This window comes from Kribbella sp. NPDC058693, from assembly GCF_042715335.1.
GTDB classification, from domain to species: Bacteria; Actinomycetota; Actinomycetes; order Propionibacteriales; family Kribbellaceae; genus Kribbella; species Kribbella jiaozuonensis.
The window spans coordinates 131,057-153,399 of sequence record NZ_JBHXSQ010000002.1 but is presented as its reverse complement, the minus strand read 5'-3'; the positions used below and the strand labels follow the sequence as shown (position 1 = coordinate 153,399).

Below are 22,343 nucleotides of genomic sequence, written 5' to 3'. Positions count from 1 at the left end.
CCCGGGAGGCCTTGTGGACAAGCGAATCGCACGGGGATTGATCGCTGCTCTGGTCATCTGCGCAGGACTGGTGAGCGTTTCGGCACCAGCAACAGCCTCAGTTCCGGAGGTGACCGAAAGCCCAACGGTCACCAATCTCGGGCCGGCATCCGCCGTGACCTCGACGAGTGTCGCCGAGCAGGTCGGCGACCGGATCTGGACCATCACCTCCGGCGTCTCCCCCGTCCAGGTCGGCGCCTTCGACCCGGCCACCAAGACCGTCGACCGCAAGTTCTCACTGCCCACCGGCGCCGGCGCCTGGGCGATGACCCACATCGGCACCGATCTGTACGTCGGCCTGTACACCCCCGGCGACGTCTACCGGATCGACACGACGACCGGCGCCGCGACCAAGGTGACGCAGTTCGGCTCGTTCATCTGGTCGATCGCCGCGACGCCCGACGGCAAGATCGTCGCGGGCACCTACCCCGACGGCGCCGTCCACGAATACGACCCCGCCACCGGCGCCACCAGGTCGTACGGCGCTGCCGTCGCCGGCGAGCAGTACGTCCGCAGCATCGCCGCCGACGCGACCACGATCTACGCAGGCGTCGGCACGAAGGCACACCTGATCGCCATCGACCGCGCCACCGGCGACCGCCGCGACGTACTCCCGACCAAGTACGCCGACCGCACGTTCGTCGCGACCCTCGCCCTCGACGGCACGAAGCTCGCCGCGAGCCTCTCCCCCACCGGGACGATGCTCGTCTACGACACCACCGACCTCGGCAACCCGGTCGAGGTCCAGACCCCAGGCGGCGACCAGTACATCACCGCGATCACGATCGACGGCGCCGACATCTACCTCGGCACGCGACCGTCCGGCACCCTCTACCGGTACCGCGACAGCACGCTGACCCGCCTCGGTTCGCCGTACGACGGGGCGTACTTCAACCGGATCTTCGTCGACGGCTCGACGATCCGGGCCGAGCTGACCAGCCAGGTCGTCGACTTCGACGAGGCCACCGGCGAGTTCACCGGCACCGATCTCGGCCAGGCCGGTCTGCCGCCCGCACCAGAGCAGGCGATGGCGATCACCGCGACCCCGACCTCCGTGCTCGTCAGCGGCAAGGCCGGCATCCAGGTCCACGACCTCGTCACCGGCGCCAGTACACGCACGTTCCTCCCCGGCGAGGCGAAGACCCTGACCCCGATCGGCCGCGACATCTACCTCGGGGTTTACACACTCGCACGCCTCTGGCAGATGAAACCCGACGGCTCCGACCTGCACGAGCTCGGCCAGATCGGCAACGAGCAGACCCGCCCGACCGACGCCGCGTACGACGCCCGCTCGCGCAGCTGGCTGATCTCCACCGAGCCCGACTACGGCAAGTACGACGGCACACTCGTCGAGCAGCACCTCGCCACCGGCCAGCGCGAGGTCCACCGCGGCGTCGTACCGCAGCAATCGGTCCGCTCGGTGACCACGGCCGACGGCATCGCCTACCTCGGCGGAGCGACCCGCAACAGCCTGGGCACCGATCCGATCTTGCCCGAGGCAACCGTCGTCGCCTACGACCTGCGCCGCAACAAGGTGCTCTGGACAACCGCTCCGTTGCCCAAGGCACAGAGCTACAGCGATCTCGTCCTCTACCGCGGCCGCCTGTATGCGACCACCGACGACGGACGGCTCGCCGTCCTCGATCCCCACAACGGCAAGCTCACCGGCACCGCCACGATCGGCACCGGCCAGAGCCGCCTCACGATCGCCCGCTCCGGCCTGTACGGCACCGACAACAAACGCATCTTCAAGACCACGCCCGACCTGACGATCACCACCGTCGTCGACAACCTCGGCGCCGAGATCTACAGCTATCCGCTGATCACGACCTCCCACAACGGCGCCGCCCTCTACACGATCAAGGGCCGCGATCTGATCCGTATCGGAGGGCTCCGATGATCATCTCCCGCCGTACGGCGCTCGCCGGCGCGCTCGCCACCGGCGCAGTTACCGCTCTGCCCACCACCGCCCACGCGGAGGACAGTCCCATCGACGGTTCCACGCTGCCCACGTCCGGTCCCGCAGTCGTGACGGCTGCCGTCGTCGCGATGGCGGTACACGACGGACACGCCTACCTGATCAGCCGTGGCATCGTGCCGCCCCGGCTGACCGAGATCGACCTGACCACCCGCAAGGTCACCAGGACCGTCGAGCTCCCGACCGGCGAAGGCGGCTGGGGCATCACCGTTGCCGGAGGCAAGGTGTACGCCGGGCTCTACCCGGTCGCCGACGTCTACTGCTTCGATCCGGCCGACGGATCCGTGACCCACGTCGGGACTCTGGCCGGCGCCGGCGGCTTCGTCTGGGACATGACGACGGCACCCGACGGCCAGGTGTTCGCGGTCAGCTACCCGAACGGCGCCGTCTGGCAGATCGACCCGGCGACGAACACTCCAACGCAGCTCGGCGCACCGGTGCCCGGAGCACAGTACGGCCGGTACGTCGGTGCCGCAGGCAACTACGTGTACGCCGGGATCTACACGCCGTCGCAGCTGGTCGGGTACGACCGGAGTACGAAGACCTTTCGGGATCTCACCCCGGAGGCGTCCCGCGGGCAGAACTTCGGCCCGTTCGCGGCGACGGACGACCGGATCTTTGTCGGCAGCAGCCAGGCGGTGCTCAGCATGGCGCTGGATGGATCCGATGTCCGCACCACACCTTTGCCCGACGGCGAGACGGGCGTGGACGCGATCGCGATCGCAGTGGATGGGACGGCGTACTTGACGACGAGGACGTCCGGAACCGTGTGGAAGGTTGGACCTGAGGGACTCGTCGCGGTGGCGACACCGGCGCCGCAGGATGAGCACCGCAAGCTCGAGTTCCTCGATGCGACGACGCTGCTCGGCGCGACCGGATCCGGCGTGCTCTGGTGGCTGGACGTCACCACGGGTTCCTTCGAGCTGCTCGACCTGATCGACGCCGGGTTCGTCCCCGCACCGGACCTGCCGCAATCGATCGTGCTCGGCGACCCGCACCTGTACGTCGGCGGCCACTGGGTGATCACCGAGCACGCCGGAGCGACCACCCGAAGGATCCGCGTCGCCGGCGAGGCCAAGACACTCACCTGGGTCCGCGGCGAGCTGTACTCCGCGCTGTACCCGAGCACCGAGGTCGTCCGCGTCAACCCGCGGACCAAGGAGGTCCACAGCTTCGGCACAATCGACCACCAGCAGATCCGCCCCTGGCAAGCGGCGTACGACGAGAGGTCGAAGCTGCTCGCGATCGCGTCAGCACCGGGCACGGGGAAACTCACCGGCGCCCTCACGCTCCTGGATGTGCGCACCGGCGAGCTGGACGTGCACTACGGGATCCTGCCCGACCAGAGCGTGATGACGGTCTCGATCGTCGACGGTATCGCGTACGTCGGCGGCGACGTGGTCGGCGGCGGAGGCATCACCCCGACGCGCACCTCGGCAGCGATCGCCGCCTTCGATCTCCGCCGGCGCAAGCTGCTCTGGACCGTCGAACCGCTCGCCGGCGAACGCTCCATCCAGAGCGTCGCAGTCCACAACGGCATCCTGTACGGCGTACTGAAACGCACCAGCGGCGGCTGGTTCCGGTACGACCTGCGCACCAGGACCGTCGTACGCGGTGAGAACAAGCTGTCCGGCTACGGCCAGATCCACACTGACCGGACCGGCGTCTACTGTGAGACGAACTTCGGCGGGAACCTGTACCAGCTGGGAGCCGGGCCGGCCAAGCTGCTCGTCGACAAGCTCGGCGACGGCTGGTACACCGTGCCCCAGCTGACCCCGGTCCGCGGCGCGCGGCACTCGGTGTGGGGCCTCGCCGAGCGTGACCTCGTCCAACTACCGTTGCCGTAAGCAAAGGATTCTTGTGATGCAGAACGACCAGCTCGCTCGCGACGGCGGTACGCCGGTACGCACAGAGCCGCTGCCGTCGGTGATGAACGCCAGCGGCCGGCGCTTCGGTGACGACGAGGTCAAGGCGGTCGAGCGGGTGCTCCGCAGCGGCATGCTGTCAGCCACGTGGGGCACCGAGGTGCCCGCACTGGAAGTGGAGTTCGCCGACCTGCTCGGCGCCGGGTACGCGGTCACCTGCAGCTCCGGTACGGCGGCCCTGCACCTGGCCGTCGCCGCGGTGAACCCGGAGCCCGGTGACGAGATCATCACCACGCCGATCAGCGACATGGGCACGGTGTTCCCGATCATGATGCAGAACGCCGTACCGGTGTTCGCGGACGTCGACCCGATCACCGGCAACCTGACGCCCGAGTCGGTCGCGGCCGCGATCACGCCGCGGACCAAGGCGGTGATCGTGGTGCACCTGTTCGGCAAGCCTGCGCGGGTGCGGGAGCTGCGGGAGTTGTGTGACCAGCACGGGATCCTGCTGATCGAGGACTGCGCGCAGGCGTACCTCGCGCCGGTCGGCGATTCGTACGTCGGCCGGATCGGCCACATCGGCTGCTTCAGCCTGCAGCAGACCAAGCACATCAGCGCCGGCGACGGCGGCCTCACGGTCACCGACGACGCGCAGAAGGCCCGGCGGATGCGGCTGTTCGCCGACAAGGGCTGGCCGCGCGACACCGACGAGCGCACCTACTTGTTCCTCGCGCTGAACTACCGCATGACCGAGCTCGTCGCCTCAGTCACGCGAGCCCAGCTCAACCGCCTCCGCGGCGTCATCGACGACCGTCGTACGGCGGCTCTCCGCGCGACCGCCGCCATCGAGGACCTGGCCGGCATCACGCCGCCACCCGACGGACACGATCACGTGTACTGGCAGTACCCGCTGATCATCTCCGAGGCGGCCGGCGACATGCGCGAATGGGCCGCCGCGCTGACCGCCGAGGGCATCCCCGCGAACGGCGGGTACCTGACCAACCCGCTGTACGCCGCACCCGCCGTCCGAGAGCGGATCACGTACGGCGACTCCGGGTTCCCGCTGCGGGACGTGTCGTACCCGGTCGGCCTGTGCCCGAACGCGGAGGAACTGATCAACAACCGCCTCCTCGTCCTGCCCTGGAACGAGAACTACACCGAATCCGACGTCGACGACATCGTCACGGCGATCCGCAAGGTGCACAAAGCCCTTGCGCAGGAGGCCTCATGACCGACACTCCCCTGCTGCTCGACTGCGACATCCTCGTCGGGCACGAGGTGACGACGGGACGATGGAGCAAGCCCGAGAAGGTGCGGGAGGTGCTCGACGCGAGCGGCATCTCCGGCGGCGTCGTGTCCGCGCTGCGGGCCGTGCACTTCGACGTACCGTCCGGGAACGACGAGGCGCGCAAGGTTGCTGATGGCAACGGATGGACGCTGTGCCCGGTGCTGGATCTGCGCGATCCGCTCGGCGCCGAGAAGGAGTTGGAGCGGCTGCTGGCGGGTGAGGCGCCGCCGCGGGCGATCCGGTTGGCGCCGACCGCGCAGAGCGTGGAGCCGAGCTACCCGTCGTTCGGTCATATCGTGCAGCTGCTGGTCGACGCCGGCGTGACGATCTTCACCGAGGGCGACGTACGGAAGGTCGGACCGGCGTTGCGCGGGCTCGGCGCGCGGGTGGTCTTCCTCGACACGCATTTCTACTACCTCGGCGACTTCGTGATCCTGGCCCGCTCGGAGCCCGGGTTCCACACCTCGACCCGGATGCTGACCGGACCCGACTCGCTCGAGATCGTGGCCGCGGAGGTCGGCGCGGAGCGGCTCGTGCTCGGCTGCCGGACGCCGTTCCACGAGACCCGTTCGGTGGTCCGTCGGCTGCTCACGTCCAAGCTCAGCCCGGACGAGATCGCGCAGGCCGGCAGCCGCAGCCTCGAGACCCTCCTGGAGCCCGCATGCTGATCGACGTACACGCCCATTGGGGCCCGTGGTTCTTCTCGATGGACACCGCGAGCATCGACGTCAACCTCGACCTGATCGACCGCTTCGGCATCGACCTCCAGCTGGTCTCGTCGATCGAGGGCATCGTGTACGACGCCCCGCTCGGCAACCGGTCGCTGGCCGAACAGCTACCCGTCGACGAGCGGCTGCGCGGGATGATCGTCGTCGACCCGCGCCGCCTCGACGAGGCCCGGACCGACCTCGACGAACTGCTTGCCGGGGACGGGCGGACGCGGTGGGTCGGCGCGAAGATCCACAGCGAATACAGCCGTACGCGGATCAGTTCGCCCGCGATGCAGGCCGCGATAGAGCTCACCACGGAGTACGGCCTGCCGACGCTCGTGCACACCTGGGGCGACACGGTCGTCGATCTCGCCGACGTCGCCGCGCGGGTGCCAGAGGCACGGGTGCTCGCCGGTCACATGGGCGCGAACGGCTGGCCGCGGGTGCCCGAGGCCGCCGACCGGTCCGACCGGATCTGGTTCGAGCCGTGCTGGTCCGCGCCGGAGGCGAACCGGATCCGCTGGATCCTGGACCGGATCGGGCCGAGCCGGATGATGTTCGGCACCGACGCCACGTTGATCGACCCGTCGATCGCACTGGGCGCGCTGGAAGCCGCCGACCTCACGCCGGAGGAGCACGCCGCGATCACCCACCGGAACGCGACGGAACTGTTCGCCCTATGACGCGTTGACGAAGACGAGGATGTCGTGCTCGGGGCCGCGGACCTCGGGCTCCTGCCAGCCGAGGTGGCGGTAGAACGCGATCGCGTCGTGGTTCTGGTTCCAGGCGAGGAGCCAGGCGCGGGAGCGCTCACGGGTGGCGGTCTCGAGCAGCCGGCGGGCCAGGCCGGTGCCGCGGGCGTGCTCGAGTACGCCGAGCTCGTCCACCTCGAACGCCCCGACGAGCAGTTCCTCGACCTGCTCAGCACCGAGCCGGTCGAGGACGGCGCCGTACGACCGGTCGGTCCGGAACGGCGCGGGCGTCGTCCAGCCGGTCACGAACCCGGCGATCCGCCCGTCGTCCGTCCGCTCGATCCACGCCTGGAAGCCGTCCCGCTCCACGTCGCCCTCGAGCCGCTTCCGGAACGCGATCCTGGTCTGCTCGGGGTCCCGGTGCTCGAACGGCGGTGCGGTGAACACCTCGACGTACGCCGTCGTCAGTTCGTCCGCGATCTCCAGCACGTCCCGCCCATACGTCTGCACCGCTCCAACCTAACGTCGGAGCGGTGCTTCCTGCGACCGGGTTGCAGGAACGAGCAGCTCTCAGCTGGTCGGTGCCGGCTCTAGGTCCGCCGGATCCACCGCGGGCGCGGTGATCGTGGGGTCCGGTGTGGAGGCGATCGTCTCCAGCTCGGTGCGGAACTGCGGCAGCATCCAGCGCAGCGGCTGGTCCAGGACGCGCGCGATGGTTGCCTCGTCAACCCGGAGCAGGCCGCCGATCCGGGCGAGCGCGTCCGGCTCGTCGGTGGCGGCGTACAGCAGATGGACGACCTCGTGCCGGTGCGCGAACACGGCGAGCGCCGCGGCGGCCAGACCGGCATCGATCTCAGGCGGACTGGTGATTTCCCCGTTGACTGTCACGACAAGCTCAACCCGTTCGGGCCCCGATCGGTTACGTGTCAGTCTTTACACTTGTCCAGTTTTCAACTGGGTAGCCAGGAGACCTTGCCCAGCAGGTACGTCGCGCCGATCAGCGCGCCGGTGTCGATCAGGGTGTGCGCGACCACCAGCGGCATCACCCGGCCCCAGCGCCGGTACAGCCAGGTGAAGATCACGCCCATGATCACGTTGCCGGCGAATCCGCCGAGGCCCTGGTAGAGGTGGTACGAGCCGCGGATGAGCGCGCTGGTCGCGGTCGCGCGGCGGACGGACCACCCGAGTTGGTCGAGCCGGTGGTTGAGGTAGCCGAGCACGATGACTTCCTCGAGTACGGCGTTCTGTGCGGAGACCGCGACCAGGATCGGGATCCGCCACCAGTAGTCGGGCAGCTGCGACGGGTCGACGGTCAGGTTCGCGCCGGTGGCGTGTGCACCGATGTAGAACACCAGGCCGGCGCCGCCGATGATCGCCGCGATCGCCGTACCGCGTCCGAGGTCCCGGAGCCGGTCGCGCAGGTCGAAGCCGATCGTCCGCAGGGTCTCCCCGCCACGCGCGAGAAAATGCCCGACCAGTGCGACCGGCACCAGCGCGGTCACGATCGCAAACACCTGCCAACTCAGATCCAGCCAGGGCCGCCCCGGAGCCCGAGACCCCACAATCACCGCGGTCTGCCCACTGATCGGCTTCGAGGACGTCAACACCCCCGCAAACGAAATGACCGCCGCCACCCCGGACGCCCCCAAGGACAGGGCCAGCACAAGCCAGATCTCTCGGGTGAGCATCCGACGGCTGACACCGACGGGTGCTGACGGTGCGGACGGCTCGGCCGGGGTGGTGGAGTCTTCGGCGGGACTCGTCATGGTTCAACTATCGCGCAGTAGATCCAGCAGGTTGTCGAAGAGGTCGGCCGGGTCGGCGGGTAGGGCGTACTGGGATTGGACCTGGAGGCCGTCGGAGAGCGCGATCAGGATGGTGGCGACGGATTCCGGGTCGGCTGACGGGTTGAACGTGCCGGCGGACTGGCGGGCTCGGATTGCGTCGGCCAGGGAAACGCGGATGGCGGCGTAGCGGTCGACGAAGTACGTGTGGGAGTTGTGATCGGGGTCGCCGGCCTCGGCGGAGAAGGTGGAGTAGAGCTCGACGAGGCCTGGTACCGATCCGTTGTGCCGGACGGCAGCGGCCAGGAGTTCGATCGGATCGGCGGCGTCGGCGAACCGCGACCGGTCGGCCTCGTCGCGGGCTCGCAGTACCGCCTCGAAGAGCTTCTCCTTCGAGCCGAAGTAGTGCAGCAGCCCGGCCTCGCTGAGGCCGACCGCGGCGGCCAGCTCCCGTGTCGACGTCTTCCGGTAGCCGTGCCGCGCGATCACCTCGAGCGCGGTCCGCAGGATCTCGGCGCGCTTGGCGACACCCTTCGCATACGGACCTCGAGAACCAGCCATACCCAAAACCTAGCATCACTCGGTTTTCAGACGTACAGTCTTCGGCATGAACTTCGACGACCTGCTCGGCCGGCTCACCCTCGAGGACAAGGTCCGGATCCTCACCGGCCAGGATTTCTGGTCGACGTACGCCCTCCCGTCGATCGGTCTGCGCTCGATGGTGCTGTCCGACGGCCCGAGCGGCGTCCGCGGCCCGGTCTGGGACGAGCGCGACCCGTCGCTCAACCTCCCGTCCGCCACCGCGCTCTCGTCCTCCTGGGACGTCGACATCGCCCATCGGTACGGCGTGGTGTCGGCGCTCGAGGCCCGCCGCAAGAACGTCGACGTCGTCCTCGGCCCGACCATCAACCTGCACCGTTCCCCGCTCGGCGGCCGGCACTTCGAGGCGTTCAGCGAGGACCCGGTCCTGACCGCGGAGCTCGCGGCGGCATACGTCGCCGGCGTCCAGGAGCTCGGCGTCGGCGCGACCCCGAAGCACTACGTGGCGAACGACTTCGAGACCGACCGCTTCACCGCGAACGTCGTGGTCGACGAGCGCACGCTCCGCGAGGTCTACCTGCTCGCGTTCGAGAAGGCCGTGACCGAGTCGAAGGCGTGGCTCGTCATGAGCGCCTACAACTCGATCAACGGCGCGACGGCCTCGGAGAACGACCTGCTCGAGACCCCGCTCAACACCGACTGGGGATTCGACGGCGTCGTGGTCAGCGACTGGACCGCCGTACGCAGCGTGGAGAGCGCCAAGCACTCCCAGGACCTCGCGATGCCCGGCCCGATCGGCGCCTGGGGCGACGCACTCGTCGAGGCCGTCCGGTCCGGCGAGGTCAAGGAGGATGCGATCGACCGCAAGGTCCTCCGCATCCTCGCCCTCGCCGCCCGCGTCGGCGCCCTCGAAGGCTACGAGAAGCCGACCGACGTACCGCAGGTCGACGGCGTCGCGTTCGCCCGTACAGCGGCTGCCGAAGGCACCGTCCTGCTCACCAACAACAACGAACTCCCCTGGGCGGACCTCCGGCGCGTCGCCGTCATCGGCCACAACGCCCGCGACGCCCGTACGCAGGGCGGCGGCAGCGCGACCGTCATCCCGTCGGCCGTCGTCTCCCCGCTCGACGGCATCCGCAAGGCACTCCCGAACGCCGAGGTCACGTACTCGATCGGCGCCGTCGTCCAGGAGGGTGTCGCCGAGTTGCCCCCGGCAACCATGACCAACTCGCAGACCAGCGAACGCGGCGGTCGCGTGCGCTTCCTGGACGCCGACGGCACCGAGCTGTACGCCGAGGACCGGTTCTCCAGCGCACTCGTCTACCTCGGCGGTGACGCACCGATCGCCGAGTCCACGGTCTTCGAGTTCCGCACCACCTGGACCCCGGCCGAATCCGGCGCGGTCAAACTCGGCTTCGCCTCGGTCGGCCGCGGCCGGATCTTTGCCGACGGCACGCTCCTCCGCGAGGACACTGCGATCCCGGTCGGCACCGATCTCGGTGCCGCGCTGCTCTCACCGCCGTCGATCTCGACACCGCTCGAGGTGACCGCCGGTACGCCGATCGACGTTCGCGTCGAGCTCGATCTGCCCAAGCTGGAAGGCGGTCTGAGCAACGCGTTCGGAATCGTCGTCGGCGTCGAGCCCAGCAACGACGACCCGCAGGCCCTGATCGACGAGGCCGTCGCGGCAGCCCGTGCGGCGGACGTGGCACTGGTTGTCGTGGGCACCAACTCGAAGGTCGAGTCCGAAGGCTACGACCGCACCTCACTCGCACTCCCCGGCCGCCAGGACGATCTTGTCCGCGCCGTCGCGGCTGCCAACCCGCGTACGGTCGTCGTGGTCAACGCGGGCTCGCCCGTGCTCCTCCCCTGGCGGGACGACGTCGCCGCCACGCTCGCGACGTACTTCGGCGGCCAGGAGTACGGCGACGCGCTAGCCGACGTACTCCTCGGCCGGACCGAGCCAGGCGGTCGCCTCCCGACGACGTGGCCGCGCGAACAGGACGACGTACCGGTCATCGACGTCACCCCGAAGGACGGCGTCGTCCGGTACGACGAGGGCATCCACATCGGCTACCGCGCTTGGCTCAAGGCGGGCACCGAACCGGCGTACGAGTTCGGCCACGGTCTCGGGTACACCACGTGGGAGCTGTCCGACCTGCGTGCCAACGACCCGACCTCGGTCGCGCTGACCGTCCGCAACACCGGCGACCGCGCCGGCAAGCACGTCGTCCAGGTGTACGTCGAGCGCCCCGACAGCACGGTCGATCGCCCGGTCCGCTGGCTGGCCGGCTTCGCCGTCGTACGCCTCGACGCCGGGCAGGCCCGCGAGATCACGGTCGCCCTGCACGAGCACGCCTTTGAACACTGGAGCGACGGCTGGACCACCGAGCCCGGCACCTTCACCCTCCGAGCCGGCTCGTCCGTGTCGGATCTCGCACTCACCGCCGAACTGGAGATCCTGCGCTAGCTGCCCAGCTGGGCGAGCCCCGGCGTTCGTCCGACGGACGCCTTCAGCCCGACACCGGCCGTCCGACCACTCGGCGGCCGGTGTCGGACTGCCAGTACAAGACCGACCGCCCGGACCGGCGGCGTTCGAGCAGTCCGCTGTCGGTCAGCACCCGGAGATGGTCGGAGACTGTCGCGAGTGACAGACCGGTCGTCGCGACCAGCAGCGTCGTACTCACCGGCGACGCGGCCTCGACCAGGATGCGCGCACGGTTGCGGCCGAGCAGCTGTACCAACGGCTCGTCCGGCGTCGCGGTCGTCGCGAAGATGCCGGTGACCGGGTAGGCCAGCGCGAACCGATCCGGCAACCGCCAGCTCACGTTCACGCGCTGGGTGTGCGCCGCGATGAACATCAGATCCCGTCCGCGAACGTCCGTCGGCGGATAGTCCCACCGGTTGACCTGGATCCGCCCGTCGCCCAGCCACCGCACATCCGGCCCCAGCCCGCGGAGCACACCCGACCACCCTTGCTCGCTGAGCCGCGACGTCCGCGACACGATGTCTGCCTGCAACACCCGCAACCGCCGCGGCCACTCCGGCTCGATCGTCGCGCTCCAGATCCACCGCAACAATCCAGCAGCCTCGGCGGCGAGCCCGCGGGTCTCGAGCAGGATCGACGGCAACGGCGTACGTACGACGCTCAGGTCTGCGCGGATGTCGTCATCGGAAAGGGTCAGCAGCGGCCCGAGCTCCTCCTCCAGCGCGAGGTCCGGTTCGAGCGGCGGGACGGTGAAGAAGTCGGCGGCCCAGCTCGTCCCGAACGCGCTCTCGACGATCGCGGCCCAGACCGGGTTCGCCGCCAGCGCAGCCTGGTAGTCAGCGACATGCTGGTCCTTCCACGGCCGGTACCACGGCTCGACCGGGCTGCTCAGCAGCTTCAGCGCCGACACGGTCTCGGTGAGCTGCGACGTACCGAACCGGGCGTTCACCAGGGTGTCGGCATCGACCAGGAACTCGGACAACGTTTCGCCTCCACCCGAAACTGTAGGCGGCGAGCGGGCCGCGGTCGATGCTCCATGCCATGAGCACCTACACGCAGATCTTCGCCAACCGCGAGTTCCGCAACCTGTGGATCGGCAGCGCGCTGGGCAACGCGTCCTCGACGATGACCAGCCTGACGCTGGCCATCGTGGTCGACGCGACGACCGGGTCCGCGCTGCTCGCGGCGATGATCATGTTCGGGCCCTCGCTCGCACAGGTGCTCGGCGTCTCCACGCTGATGTCGGCCGCGGACACCGCCCGGCCCCGGCAGATCCTCACGCTGCTCGCGGCCGGTTCGGCCGTTGCGGTCGGCATCCAAGCCGCCCTCGACCTCTCCCCCGGCCTGCGGCTGGTTCTGTCGCTCACGCTCGCGTACGGCCTGTCGATCGGCGCCGGCGTCCGCTACGGGCTGCTCGGCGAGGTGGTGCACGACGGCCAGTTCATCCTCGGCCGGTCCGCGATGAACCTGTCGGTCGGCGCGATGCAGATCGCCGGCTTCGGCATCGCCGGCATCCTGTTGCAGGCGGTCAGTCCGTCGACCGTCCTCTGGATCGCGACCGGCTTCGCCACCCTCGCCGTACCGGTCGTCCGGTTCGGGCTGCAGGACCGTCCGCCACGCCGGGTCGCGCGGACCGGGCTCGCCGAGACCTGGCGCGGCAACCGCGTGCTGCTGTCCCAGAAACGCACCCGTCCGCTCCTGCTCGCGCTGACCCTTCCCAATGGCCTGATCGTCGGCTGCGAAGCCCTCTTCGTCCCGTACGCCGGACCTCGCGCCGGCTGGCTGCTGGCCGCGGGAGCCGCCGGGATGATGAGCGGTGATCTGATCGTCGGCCGCTTCCTGAGCCGGAACGGCCGCCGGGTCGCCGGACGGTGGCTCCGGTTCGTGCTCGCCGTACCGTTCCTGGGCTTTGCGTTCCACCTGCCGATCGCCGTGCTCTGCGTACTCGTCGCCGTCGGCAGCTTCGGCTACTCGGCTTCCCTTGCCCAGCAGGAGGTTCTCGTCGATCTGACTCCGGCGCAGCTGCGCGGACAGGTGCTCGGGCTGGAGTCCGCGCTGCGCATGACGACCTTCGGCGTGGCGGCGATCCTCGCCGGCGCACTGGCCGATCTGACCTCGACCGCTCCGACGATGACAGCGTTCGCGGCGGCGTCCCTGCTGGTCTCTGCGATCCTCACCCGCCCGCTCTCCCGGGTGATGCGGCCCGCCGGGTGGATAGGCTCGCCGCATGGAAGTGGTCCGGCTGCGGCAAGTCTCGAAACGGTACGGGCGACGGGAGATCCTGGCGGACGTCGACCTGCAGGTGAACGCGGGTGAACTGGTGGCACTGGTCGGCGCGAACGGCTCCGGCAAGTCCACTGTCCTCAAACTGATGGTCGGCCTGTCCCGGCCGTCGACGGGATCAGTGCAACGCAACGCCGGCATCGTCAGCTACGTCCCCGACGTCTTCGCGTCGCACGATCGTCTCTCCGCGTCGGCGTATCTGAGGCATATGGGCCGGATCCGCGGACTCAGCACACGTACGGCGCAAGCCCGCGCCCACGAACTGCTCGACCGGCTCGCGCTCTCGGGCGGCGCGGACACCCCGATGCGGAAGCTGTCCAAGGGCAACGCACAGAAGGTCGCGCTGGCCCAGGCACTCCTCAGACAACCTGAGCTCCTCGTCCTCGACGAACCGTGGGCCGGTCTCGACGCAACCGCTCACACCACCCTGCGCGAGCTCCTCACCGAGACCGCCGCACAAGGCGCCGCGGTCGCCTTCACGGAGCACTCCGCCCAGGTCGTCCGGTCGACGGCGACGCGGGTCTGCGAGATCGAGCACGGCCGGCTGACCGCCCTGACCCATCAGGCGAGTCTGACCGAGATCTCGATGGTTCCCGGCGCCGAGATCGATTGGTCGCGGTACCCGGACGTGGTCGAGGTACGACCGCACGAGGCAGGTGTCACGCTGATGGTGCCGACCGGCCGGCACGATGCGACGCTGCTGACCGCCCTGCAACACGGCTGGTCGGTCACGACGGTCCGCCAGGTGAGGTCCGAGTGACTGCCCTCTACCGGTACCTGCTCACGAGCGTCCTGCTCTCCCAGCGTTACCTCCCGCCGACCCTGATCTTCCTCGCCGCGATGGCTGTCGGTACGACGTCGGACAACGGCCCGCTGCAGTCGTCGTACGCGTTCTGCGTGCTCGCGATGCTCGTCTGTACGACGTGGTTGACCGTCAGCATCGTCAACCACGAGGACCCGACGCAGCGGCAGATCACGGTCGTGACGGTGGGGAGCTCGTTACGAGTTCTCGCGACGACGGTCGCTGTCGTGGTGACGTGGTGCGTGCCGCTGCTGATCATCGGGCTGATCTACCCGATCGTCACCGGCAAACATGTCGTCACCGCGGGAGATCTCGCGGTCGGCGCGGCCGCCCAGCTCGGGGCGGCGCTGGTCGGCGCGACGATCGGGCTGTTGTGCTCGCGACTGGTGATCCGGCGGATCGGGATCGCGATGCTGACCGCGGCTGCCGCGATCATCGCCGTCCTGCTGCTGCGCTGGATCTCCCCGATCCGCTCGATCATGACCGTGCTGTCGGACGACAAGTCGGCCGGCACCAACGCCGTACCGCTCACTCTGCTGGCGGCGCTGTCCGTGGTGCTGCTGGTCGCCGCGGTGTTCGTGACGAAGGCCCTCGCGGACCGGAAGGAATGATCAGGAGGCCGCGACCGACGACAGCTCGAGCGGTGCGGCCGAGCCGCGGACGATCAGGGTCGTTGCCAGCTCGACGTGGTGTGAGGCGACCTGCTCTCCTGCGGCCAACTGCAACGCCGTACGGAGTGCGACCGCGCCCATCTCGCGCAGCGGCTGCCGCACCGTGGTGAGCGGTGGCGAGGCGAGCCGGGCGACCTCGGTGTCGTCGAAGCCGACCAGGCTGAGGTCCTCGGGCACCCGCAGGCCACGCGCGCGCGCTGCCTCCAGGATCCCGAGCGCGACCTCGTCGCTACCGGCGAAGATCGCGGTCGGCCGGTCCCGCAGGTCCAGCAACGAGGAGCCGCCGGCAACGCCGTCGTCGTACAGGAAGTCGCTCAGCCAGATGTACTCCGACGGCACCGTCGCGCCGACGGCGTCCATCGCGCTGCGGAAGCCGCTCATCCTGGCCTGGTTGCAGCCCGAGGTCGGCTGGCCGCCGACGTACCCGATCCGGCGGTGGCCGAGGGACAGCAGGTGCTGGGCAGCGGCCATCCCGCCGGCGAAGTTCGTTGAACCCACACTCGTGACGTCCGGCTGCGGGATGTTCGCCGGGTCGATCACCACGAGCGGCAGCCGCGCTCGCGCCAGCGCGGCCAGGTCGGCGTCGGCCAGCTGACTGGTGAGCCCGATCGCGGCCCGGCGGCCGTTGCCGATCAGGGTGCGGATCCAGCGCGCGGCACGCCCGCTGCTCGACGCCTGCGGGTGCGGCGGGTGGGCGTTCAGGATGACGTCGACGCCCTCGGCCTGACCTGCCTCGACGACTCCTTGGATGACCTGGACCGAGTACGCGTTCAGCACGCCCTGGTAGAACAGCTCGACCGTGTCCCGGTGCACGGGGTCCGGGCGGCGGCCGACGTACCCGTGCTTCTCCAGGATCTCCTGGACCCGCGCGCGGGTGACCGCCGAGACGTCGCTGCGCCCGTTGAGCACCTTGGAGACCGTGGCGACCGAGACACCGGCGGACCCGGCCACCGTCGCCAAGGTGACGCGACCCTTCAACCGAGTCATCTCGTCACCCTCCTCCTGGATCCTCTGCGATCGTCACCGGCGTCGTCAGGACCCGGTCGTGTCCGACCACCCTCACATCCCCGGTGATCCGCACCGAAGCGCGACACGGCAGGTCTTGTGACGACGTGCCCATCATCACTTCGAACTCGCCGGGCTCGACGATCCGTCTCAAATCCGGGCCGGTGTATGCCGTGCGATCGGCGTGCACCCGGAACGTGACATCGACCGCCTGTCCCGGCTCGAGCGACACCCGCGCGAACCCGGTCAGCAGCTTCAACGGCCGGGCGACCCGGGCGACGACGTCCCGCAGATACAGTTGCACGACCTCGTCGCCGGGCCGGTCGCCCGTGTTCTGCACCCGCACCGTTGCAGTGAACTCGCCGTTGCTGCCGATCTCCGGCGCGCTCAACCGGAGATCGGCGATCGTGAAGGTCGTGTACGACGCCCCGTAGCCGAACGGGTACAACGGGCGGACCTCGAGCCCGCTGATCCCGGCGCTCTCGACACTGCCGAGCGCCGGCTGCAGGTACGTACCGGGCTGCCCACCGACATGCCGCGGGATCTGCACCGGCAACTTCCCACTCGGCACGATCCGCCCGCTCAACACACCGGCGATCGCGGCCGCACCTTGCTGGCCCGGGATGAACGCCTGCACCAGCCCGGCGATCCGCTCCGCGAACTCACCCAGCGCGTACGGCCGCCCCGACACCACCACCAGCACAACCGGCTTCCCGGTGCCGAGCAGCGCATCCAGCAGTTGCCCCTGCACGCCCGGAAGCCGAAGATCCTCGGCGTCACAGCCCTCACCGGACGTCCCGTGCCCGAACAACCCGGACAGGTCGCCGACGAACGCCACCACCGCATCACAGTCCTGGGCCGTCGCAACAGCATCGTCGAACCCGGAGCGATCGTCACCCATGACGTCACAACCCTTGGCGTACGACACCTCTACGCCGGCCAACTCGTTGCGCAAGGCATCGAGCGGCGTGGCAATGTCGATCCCCAGCCCTCGCTCGGGGTACCGCGGAAGCACGTGGTTCGGGAACGCGTAGCAGCCCATCAAGGTGCGCGGGTCATGCGCGGTCGGACCGACGACGGCGATCTTGCCCAGGTTGTTCAGCGGCAGAGCCGTGCCCGCATCCAGCAGCACAACGGACTTCTCCGCCAGCTCAGCGGCGATCGATCGGTTGTCCGCCGAGTCGAGCTCGACGCCCGTCCGCACCGACCCCTCGGGCGTCCAGTCCTCGTCGAGCAGACCGAGCTCGATCTTCTGCAGCAGCAACCTCCGCGCCGCCCGATCGACGAGATCCTCGGACACCTCGCCCGACTTCACCTTGTCCACCAGCCCGGCGAACCCGATCGTGTCGGGCAGCTCCACATCGGTCCCGGCCGTCAACGCCAGCGCGCCCGCGTCCGCGTTGTCCGCCGCGACCCGATGCATCGACGCCAGGAACGGCACCGCCCAGTAGTCCGAGACGACCGTCCCGTCGAAGCCCCACTCGTCCCGCAGTACGTCGGTGAACAACCACGGATCCGCACTCGCGGGCAGTCCGTCCAGGTCGGCGTACGAGCTCATCACCGATCCGGCGGCGGCCGTCGCGATCGCGGTCTCGAACGTCGGCAGGATGATGTCGAGCAGCTCGCGCTTACCCATCGACACCGGGCCGTGGTTCCGGCCGGCGCGCGACGCGGAGTACCCGGCGAAGTGCTTCAGCGTCGCGATGACGCCGGCACTCTGCAGACCGCGCACGTACGCCGAGCCCAGGATCCCCACCAGGTAAGGATCTTCGCCGATCGTCTCCTCGACGCGACCCCACCGATAGTCGCGTACGACGTCCAGCACCGGCGACAGGCCTTGATGCACCCCGACCGCGGCCATGTCCCGCCCGATCGCGGCTGCCATCCGCTCGACCAGTGACGGGTCGAACGTCGCGCCCCAGGCGATCGACGCCGGGTAGACGGTCGCGCCGTACGTCGTGAAGCCGGTCAGGCACTCCTCGTGGACCAGCGCGGGGACGCCGAGCCGGGAGTTCTTCAGCACGACCTCGTGTTGCCGGATCACCTCGGCGATGCCCTGCTCGACCGACAGCGGGTAGCTGCCCCAGACCCGGGTGAGATGACCGAGACCGTCGCGGCTCGCGTCCTCCAGCGACGACGATCCGCCGGCGGAGAAGACGTCCTCCATCGGCGCCACGTTCATCGCCTCGTCCGGCGGCACCTCGGTGTCGGCCATGTCGTTACCGGCCCAGCGACTGCCCAGCTGCGCGACCTTCTCCTCCAACGTCATCGCCCGCAACAGCAGGCCGACCCGCTCGGCGGCAGGCAGCGCAGGGTCGCGCCAGGGCCGGTCAGTCGAGATGGACAAGAAAATCTCCCTTGATGATCATTCATTTCGGTGAGCAATTATCGAAAAAGTTTCGAAGCTCTCCCGCCGACCCCGGCGATCCGCCCCGGGTCTGTGAATCGCCTGTGACAGCAGGCGTTTACGTGACCTCACTGTGACCCCAAACTGCCCTTAGTTCAAGTCTTGACAGCACTATCTCCGAAATCTATGTTTCGAAAACAAGTCATATCGACAGGTGCCTTCCGCAACCTGTGGGGGCAGCACGGAGTACGGAGATCACAGTGGATCCGATGACGACATCCCGTCGTACCTTCTTAGGCATGGTCGGCGGCGGCGCACTGGCGGCCGGCCTCGCGGCCTGCGGCAGCTCCGGCCCGAGTAGCACGCCCGGTTCCACCACCGGAGCAGCGGCCGGCAGCGGCACGACGTACTGGTTCCTCACCGGACAGCCGCAGCAGGCGATCCGGGAGGCGCAGGTCAAGGCGTTCAACGACGCGAACCCGAACACCAAGATCAAGACCACCGAGTTCCAGAACGACGCGTTCAAGGCCAAGATCAAGACCGCGATCGGCGCCGGCCAGGGCCCGACGCTGATCTGGGGCTGGGGCGGCGGCGGCCTGAAGGCCTACGTCGAAGCCGGCCAGGTCGAGGACCTGACCGACTGGTTCAACGGGCAGACCGACCTGAAGAACTCGATCTTCCCGTCCGCCTTCACGGCGGCGACCGTCAACGGCAAGCTCTACGCCGTGCCTGGCGAGACGGTCACGCCGATCGTGCTGTTCTACGACAAGCGCTCGTTCGAGAAGATCGGCGCCCAGCCCCCGCAGTCGTGGGGCGACATCATGGACCTGGTGCCGAAGTTCAACGAGAAGGGCATCGCGCCGTTCTCGCTCGGCGGCCAGTCCCGCTGGACCAACATGATGTGGCTGGAGTTCCTGTTCGACCGGATCGGCGGCAGCGAGGTCTTCCAGAACATCTACGACGGCAAGAAGGACGGCTGGTCCGACCCGTCGGCACTGAAGGCGCTCGACGAGATGCAGAAGCTGATCAAGGCGAACGGCTTCATCAAGGGCTTCTCCTCGATCACCGCCGACTCGAACGCCGACCAGGCGCTGCTCTACACCGGCAAGGCCGCGATGATGCTGCACGGCGCCTGGACCTACGGCAACATGAAGTCGTCCGGCAAGGACTTCGTCACCGGCGGGCACCTCGGCTACATGAACTTCCCGCCGGTCGACGGCGGCAAGGGCGACCCGAGCGACACCGTCGGCAACCCGGGTCAGTACATGTCGATCTCGTCCAAGGCGAGCTCGGGCGACAAGGACACCGCGAAGAAGTTCATCGCCAACAACACCCTCGACGACGCGACAGTGGACGCCTGGGTGAAGTCCGGCAACATCCCCGTGGTGAAGAGCGCGAAGGACAAGCTCTCGTCGATCACCGACAAGAACGACTCCGAGTGGCTGAACTTCGTCTACGACACCGCGGCGAACGCGAAGAACTTCGCCCAGTCGTGGGACCAGGCCCTCAGCCCGACGCAGGCCGAGACCCTGCTCGACAACATCGCCAAGCTGTTCCAGCTGTCCATCTCGCCGCAGCAGTTCGCCGACAACATGAACGCGGTGATCGGCCAGTGAACCTGTTGAACATCGAAGGCCAGGAGACTCCATGACCGTGACCGCTCCGCCCGTCGTCCCGGCGACCGGCCGCAATGTCTCGTCCGGCGCCGGGGGGGCCGGCGTCGGGCGGAGCGGTCCGGTCGCCTGGATGGTGCTGCCCGCGCTGGTGCTGTTCGTCGTGTTCGGGGTCGTGCCGCTGGTCGGCGTGGTCGTGCTCAGCTTCACCCAGTGGGACGGCCTCGGCGCGATCCATGCGAACGGGCTCGCGAACTGGCGCTCGGTGCTGTCCGATCCGCAGACGTGGCACAGCGTCCTGGTGACCTTCGAGATCATGATCCTGTCCTGGGCCGTGCAGACCCCGATGAGCCTGCTGCTCGGCACGTTCCTGGCCGGCCGGCAGCGGTACCGCGCGTTCCTGGCCGTGCTGTACTTCATCCCGCTGCTGCTCAGCTCGGCCGCGATCGCGATCACGTACAAGGCCCTGCTCGATCCGAACTTCGGCCTCGGCGCGGGCCTGCACATCGGCTTCCTCACCCAGGACTGGCTCGGCAAGAGCAACCTCGCCATCGGCGTAGTGATCTTCATCGTGTCCTGGCAGTTCATCCCGTTCCACTCGCTGATCTACCAAGGCGGCGTCCGGCAGATCCCGACCACGATGTACGAGGCCGCCTCGATCGACGGCGCCGGCAGGATCCGGCAGTTCTTCAGCATCACCGTGCCGCAGCTCAAGTACACGATCATCACGTCGTCGACGTTGATGGTGGTCGGTTCGCTGACCTTCTTCGACCTGATCTTCGTGCTCACCGCGGGCGGCCCCGGTGACGCCACCCGGGTCCTCGCGCTCGACATGTACAAGCGCGGCTTCATGTCCAACCAGATGGGTCCCGCCAGCGTGATCGCGTCCATCATCGTGCTGCTCGGCCTGGTGCTCGCACTGCTGCTGCGGCGGCTCGGCGGCAGTACGACGGCCAGCCAGCAGGAAGGTGCCTGAGATGGCGATCGCAACCACCTCGAGTACGTCGACCCGCCGCGCCCGTGGCGGACCGGTGCGCGCACACAAGCTGCTCCAGCTGAACTGGTTCGGCGGCCTGGCCGGCTGGATCTGGCTCGCGATCGTGGTGATCCCGCTGTACTGGATCGTGGTCACCAGCTTCAAGGACCAGAGCGACTACTTCACCCAGAACCCGTTCGCCCTGCCGTCCGCACCGACGTCGGAGAACTACAAGCTGGTCATCGAGTCCGACTTTCCGCGGTACTTCATCAACAGCGTGATCGTCACGATCGGCACGATCATCCCCGCGGTCGGGATCTCGTTCATGGCGGCGTACGCGATCATCCGCGGCGCCGGCAGCAGGTTCCTTGCCGGGGTCAACGGTATGTTCCTGATGGGGCTGGCGATCCCGCTGCAGGCGACGATCATCCCGGTCTACCTGCTGATCATCAAGATGCACCTGTACGACAGCCTGCTGGCGCTGATCCTGCCGTCGGTCGCGTTCTCGATCCCACTGTCGGTGCTGGTGCTGTCGAACTTCATCCGCGACGTACCCAAGGAACTGTTCGAGTCGATGCGGGTGGACGGCGCGACCGAGTGGGGCATGCTCCGCACGCTTGCGTTCCCGCTGACCCGGCCGGCGCTGGTAACCGTCAGCATCTACAACGGTCTGGCCGTGTGGAACGGGTTCCTGCTGCCGCTGATCCTGACCCAGAGCCCGGACAAGCGCACGCTGCCGTTGGCACTGTGGACGTTCCAGGGCCAGTACAGCGTGAACGTCCCGGCGGTCCTCGCGTCCGTCGTCCTCACCACGCTGCCAATCGTCATCCTGTACGCCGTCAGCCGCCGCCAGCTGCTCAGCGGCCTGACCGCGGGCTTCAGCCGCTAGAGACGTCTGCTTCCGGGTCTGATCGCCCACGACGCGAGCGCCAGTACGGCGAACGCCGCCGGGGCGATCATCCCGGAGTACACGTGCTCGGCCGCGTTCGAGGCGGCAGCACCGGTCATGTTGATCAGCACCCCGGCGTACGCCCACTCCTTCAACCGCGGCAGGCGGGGTGCCAGCAGGACGACCGCGGCCGCCAGCTTGGCGAGACCGAGGATCGTCGCGAGATAACTCGGATATCCCAGGTCGATCATCATCGGGTAGAACGGCGGCATCCGGAGCAGATCCATCGCGCCGCCGACAGCACACTCCCCCACGACGACTGTGGTCACTGCCCAGTACGTCCCGGACCTCATCGGGATCACCTTCTATCGAA

The 22,343-nt window shown here is 68.7% G+C and carries 20 protein-coding genes; 12 read left to right on the top strand and 8 right to left on the bottom strand.

Annotated elements, in window-relative coordinates:
* Window positions 1-109 precede the first annotated feature (109 nt).
* The 5 genes from ACFWUU_RS10460 to ACFWUU_RS10440 are packed head-to-tail and all read left to right on the top strand — an operon-like array spanning window position 110 to window position 6,563.
* Window positions 110-1,939: a PQQ-binding-like beta-propeller repeat protein gene (locus ACFWUU_RS10460; RefSeq protein ID WP_380174526.1), complete on the top strand. Its 1,830-nt coding sequence runs from the start codon at window positions 110-112 to the stop codon at window positions 1,937-1,939.
* On the top strand, window positions 1,936-3,864 hold the full coding sequence (locus ACFWUU_RS10455) for a hypothetical protein (protein ID WP_380174524.1): 1,929 nt from the start codon (window positions 1,936-1,938) through the stop codon (window positions 3,862-3,864). The genes ACFWUU_RS10460 and ACFWUU_RS10455 overlap by 4 nt, the downstream gene beginning before the upstream one ends.
* A gap of 16 nt (window positions 3,865-3,880) precedes the next feature.
* Window positions 3,881-5,113 carry a DegT/DnrJ/EryC1/StrS family aminotransferase gene (locus ACFWUU_RS10450; RefSeq protein WP_380174522.1) on the top strand — a complete coding sequence of 411 codons (1,233 nt, stop codon included), beginning with the start codon at window positions 3,881-3,883 and terminating at the stop codon, window positions 5,111-5,113.
* Window positions 5,110-5,838 carry a hypothetical protein gene (locus tag ACFWUU_RS10445; RefSeq protein WP_380174520.1) on the top strand — a complete coding sequence of 243 codons (729 nt, stop codon included), beginning with the start codon at window positions 5,110-5,112 and terminating at the stop codon, window positions 5,836-5,838. Before ACFWUU_RS10450 ends, ACFWUU_RS10445 begins: the two co-directional genes overlap by 4 nt.
* Complete coding sequence (locus ACFWUU_RS10440) at window positions 5,832-6,563, top strand: amidohydrolase family protein (RefSeq protein ID WP_380174519.1); 732 nt, start codon at window positions 5,832-5,834, stop codon at window positions 6,561-6,563. The genes ACFWUU_RS10445 and ACFWUU_RS10440 overlap by 7 nt, the downstream gene beginning before the upstream one ends.
* Here the strand turns inward: ACFWUU_RS10440 and ACFWUU_RS10435 are convergent.
* From ACFWUU_RS10435 to ACFWUU_RS10420, 4 genes are all read right to left on the bottom strand, one after another.
* A complete protein-coding gene (locus ACFWUU_RS10435; RefSeq protein ID WP_137257403.1) occupies window positions 6,558-7,082 on the bottom strand; it encodes a GNAT family N-acetyltransferase in 525 nt (174 codons plus the stop codon). The genes ACFWUU_RS10440 and ACFWUU_RS10435 overlap by 6 nt on opposite strands.
* 60 nt (window positions 7,083-7,142) lie before the next feature.
* A complete protein-coding gene (locus tag ACFWUU_RS10430) occupies window positions 7,143-7,460 on the bottom strand; it encodes a hypothetical protein (protein ID WP_380174517.1) in 318 nt (105 codons plus the stop codon).
* A 62-nt stretch (window positions 7,461-7,522) separates the two neighbouring features.
* Complete coding sequence (locus ACFWUU_RS10425; RefSeq protein WP_380174515.1) at window positions 7,523-8,338, bottom strand: CPBP family intramembrane glutamic endopeptidase; 816 nt, start codon at window positions 8,336-8,338, stop codon at window positions 7,523-7,525.
* Window positions 8,339-8,341: 3 nt separating this feature from the next.
* Window positions 8,342-8,917, bottom strand: coding sequence for a TetR/AcrR family transcriptional regulator (locus ACFWUU_RS10420; protein ID WP_380174513.1), 576 nt, complete (start codon window positions 8,915-8,917; stop codon window positions 8,342-8,344).
* A 46-nt stretch (window positions 8,918-8,963) separates the two neighbouring features.
* Here ACFWUU_RS10420 and ACFWUU_RS10415 point away from each other — a divergent pair, with 46 nt between their 5' ends.
* Window positions 8,964-11,366: a beta-glucosidase gene (locus tag ACFWUU_RS10415; protein ID WP_380174511.1), complete on the top strand. Its 2,403-nt coding sequence runs from the start codon at window positions 8,964-8,966 to the stop codon at window positions 11,364-11,366.
* A 43-nt stretch (window positions 11,367-11,409) separates the two neighbouring features.
* On the opposite strand, the gene ACFWUU_RS10410 is transcribed toward ACFWUU_RS10415, so the two are convergent.
* Entirely contained in the window at window positions 11,410-12,366 is a 957-nt protein-coding gene (locus tag ACFWUU_RS10410) for an ArsR/SmtB family transcription factor (RefSeq protein ID WP_380174509.1), read from the bottom strand.
* Window positions 12,367-12,425: 59 nt separating this feature from the next.
* On the opposite strand from ACFWUU_RS10410, the gene ACFWUU_RS10405 reads away from it, so the two are divergent.
* From ACFWUU_RS10405 to ACFWUU_RS10395, 3 genes are read left to right on the top strand one after another with little or no spacing between them, the layout of a single operon-like run.
* The gene (locus ACFWUU_RS10405) at window positions 12,426-13,700 is read left to right on the top strand and encodes an MFS transporter (RefSeq protein WP_380174507.1); all 1,275 of its coding nucleotides are present in this window, start codon (window positions 12,426-12,428) and stop codon (window positions 13,698-13,700) included.
* Window positions 13,612-14,427, top strand: a complete 816-nt coding sequence (locus ACFWUU_RS10400; RefSeq protein ID WP_380174505.1) for an ABC transporter ATP-binding protein — start codon at window positions 13,612-13,614, stop codon at window positions 14,425-14,427. Before ACFWUU_RS10405 ends, ACFWUU_RS10400 begins: the two co-directional genes overlap by 89 nt.
* Window positions 14,424-15,080, top strand: a complete 657-nt coding sequence (locus ACFWUU_RS10395) for a hypothetical protein (RefSeq protein WP_380174503.1) — start codon at window positions 14,424-14,426, stop codon at window positions 15,078-15,080. The genes ACFWUU_RS10400 and ACFWUU_RS10395 overlap by 4 nt, the downstream gene beginning before the upstream one ends.
* On the opposite strand, the gene ACFWUU_RS10390 is transcribed toward ACFWUU_RS10395, so the two are convergent.
* Both ACFWUU_RS10390 and ACFWUU_RS10385 read right to left on the bottom strand, forming a co-directional pair.
* The gene (locus tag ACFWUU_RS10390; protein WP_137257412.1) at window positions 15,081-16,127 is read right to left on the bottom strand and encodes a LacI family DNA-binding transcriptional regulator; all 1,047 of its coding nucleotides are present in this window, start codon (window positions 16,125-16,127) and stop codon (window positions 15,081-15,083) included. It abuts the gene before it with no gap.
* A gap of 4 nt (window positions 16,128-16,131) precedes the next feature.
* Complete coding sequence (locus ACFWUU_RS10385) at window positions 16,132-18,492, bottom strand: glycoside hydrolase family 3 N-terminal domain-containing protein (protein ID WP_380174501.1); 2,361 nt, start codon at window positions 18,490-18,492, stop codon at window positions 16,132-16,134.
* 269 nt (window positions 18,493-18,761) lie between these two features.
* Between ACFWUU_RS10385 and ACFWUU_RS10380 the strand changes: the two genes are divergently transcribed.
* From ACFWUU_RS10380 to ACFWUU_RS10370, 3 genes are read left to right on the top strand one after another with little or no spacing between them, the layout of a single operon-like run.
* On the top strand, window positions 18,762-20,108 hold the full coding sequence (locus tag ACFWUU_RS10380) for an extracellular solute-binding protein (RefSeq protein WP_137257413.1): 1,347 nt from the start codon (window positions 18,762-18,764) through the stop codon (window positions 20,106-20,108).
* Window positions 20,109-20,139: 31 nt separating this feature from the next.
* Window positions 20,140-21,081, top strand: coding sequence for a carbohydrate ABC transporter permease (locus ACFWUU_RS10375; RefSeq protein WP_380174499.1), 942 nt, complete (start codon window positions 20,140-20,142; stop codon window positions 21,079-21,081).
* 1 nt (window position 21,082) lies between these two features.
* On the top strand, window positions 21,083-21,970 hold the full coding sequence (locus ACFWUU_RS10370) for a carbohydrate ABC transporter permease (RefSeq protein WP_137257415.1): 888 nt from the start codon (window positions 21,083-21,085) through the stop codon (window positions 21,968-21,970).
* Here ACFWUU_RS10370 and ACFWUU_RS10365 read toward each other — a convergent pair.
* Window positions 21,967-22,323: a DoxX family protein gene (locus ACFWUU_RS10365; RefSeq protein ID WP_380174497.1), complete on the bottom strand. Its 357-nt coding sequence runs from the start codon at window positions 22,321-22,323 to the stop codon at window positions 21,967-21,969. The genes ACFWUU_RS10370 and ACFWUU_RS10365 overlap by 4 nt on opposite strands.
* Between the last annotated feature and the right edge of the window lie 20 nt (window positions 22,324-22,343).

Coding starts and splice junctions, on each gene's coding strand:
- ACFWUU_RS10455 (WP_380174524.1), top strand. CDS start 1,936: ATGATCATCTCCCGCCGTACGGCGCTCGCCGGCGCGCTCGCCACCGGC.
- ACFWUU_RS10450 (WP_380174522.1), top strand. CDS start 3,881: ATGCAGAACGACCAGCTCGCTCGCGACGGCGGTACGCCGGTACGCACA.
- ACFWUU_RS10445 (WP_380174520.1), top strand. CDS start 5,110: ATGACCGACACTCCCCTGCTGCTCGACTGCGACATCCTCGTCGGGCAC.
- ACFWUU_RS10440 (WP_380174519.1), top strand. CDS start 5,832: ATGCTGATCGACGTACACGCCCATTGGGGCCCGTGGTTCTTCTCGATG.
- ACFWUU_RS10425 (WP_380174515.1), bottom strand. CDS start 8,338: ATGACGAGTCCCGCCGAAGACTCCACCACCCCGGCCGAGCCGTCCGCA.
- ACFWUU_RS10420 (WP_380174513.1), bottom strand. CDS start 8,917: ATGGCTGGTTCTCGAGGTCCGTATGCGAAGGGTGTCGCCAAGCGCGCC.
- ACFWUU_RS10415 (WP_380174511.1), top strand. CDS start 8,964: ATGAACTTCGACGACCTGCTCGGCCGGCTCACCCTCGAGGACAAGGTC.
- ACFWUU_RS10405 (WP_380174507.1), top strand. CDS start 12,426: ATGAGCACCTACACGCAGATCTTCGCCAACCGCGAGTTCCGCAACCTG.
- ACFWUU_RS10400 (WP_380174505.1), top strand. CDS start 13,612: ATGGAAGTGGTCCGGCTGCGGCAAGTCTCGAAACGGTACGGGCGACGG.
- ACFWUU_RS10390 (WP_137257412.1), bottom strand. CDS start 16,127: ATGACTCGGTTGAAGGGTCGCGTCACCTTGGCGACGGTGGCCGGGTCC.
- ACFWUU_RS10380 (WP_137257413.1), top strand. CDS start 18,762: ATGACGACATCCCGTCGTACCTTCTTAGGCATGGTCGGCGGCGGCGCA.
- ACFWUU_RS10375 (WP_380174499.1), top strand. CDS start 20,140: ATGACCGTGACCGCTCCGCCCGTCGTCCCGGCGACCGGCCGCAATGTC.
- ACFWUU_RS10370 (WP_137257415.1), top strand. CDS start 21,083: ATGGCGATCGCAACCACCTCGAGTACGTCGACCCGCCGCGCCCGTGGC.
- ACFWUU_RS10365 (WP_380174497.1), bottom strand. CDS start 22,323: ATGAGGTCCGGGACGTACTGGGCAGTGACCACAGTCGTCGTGGGGGAG.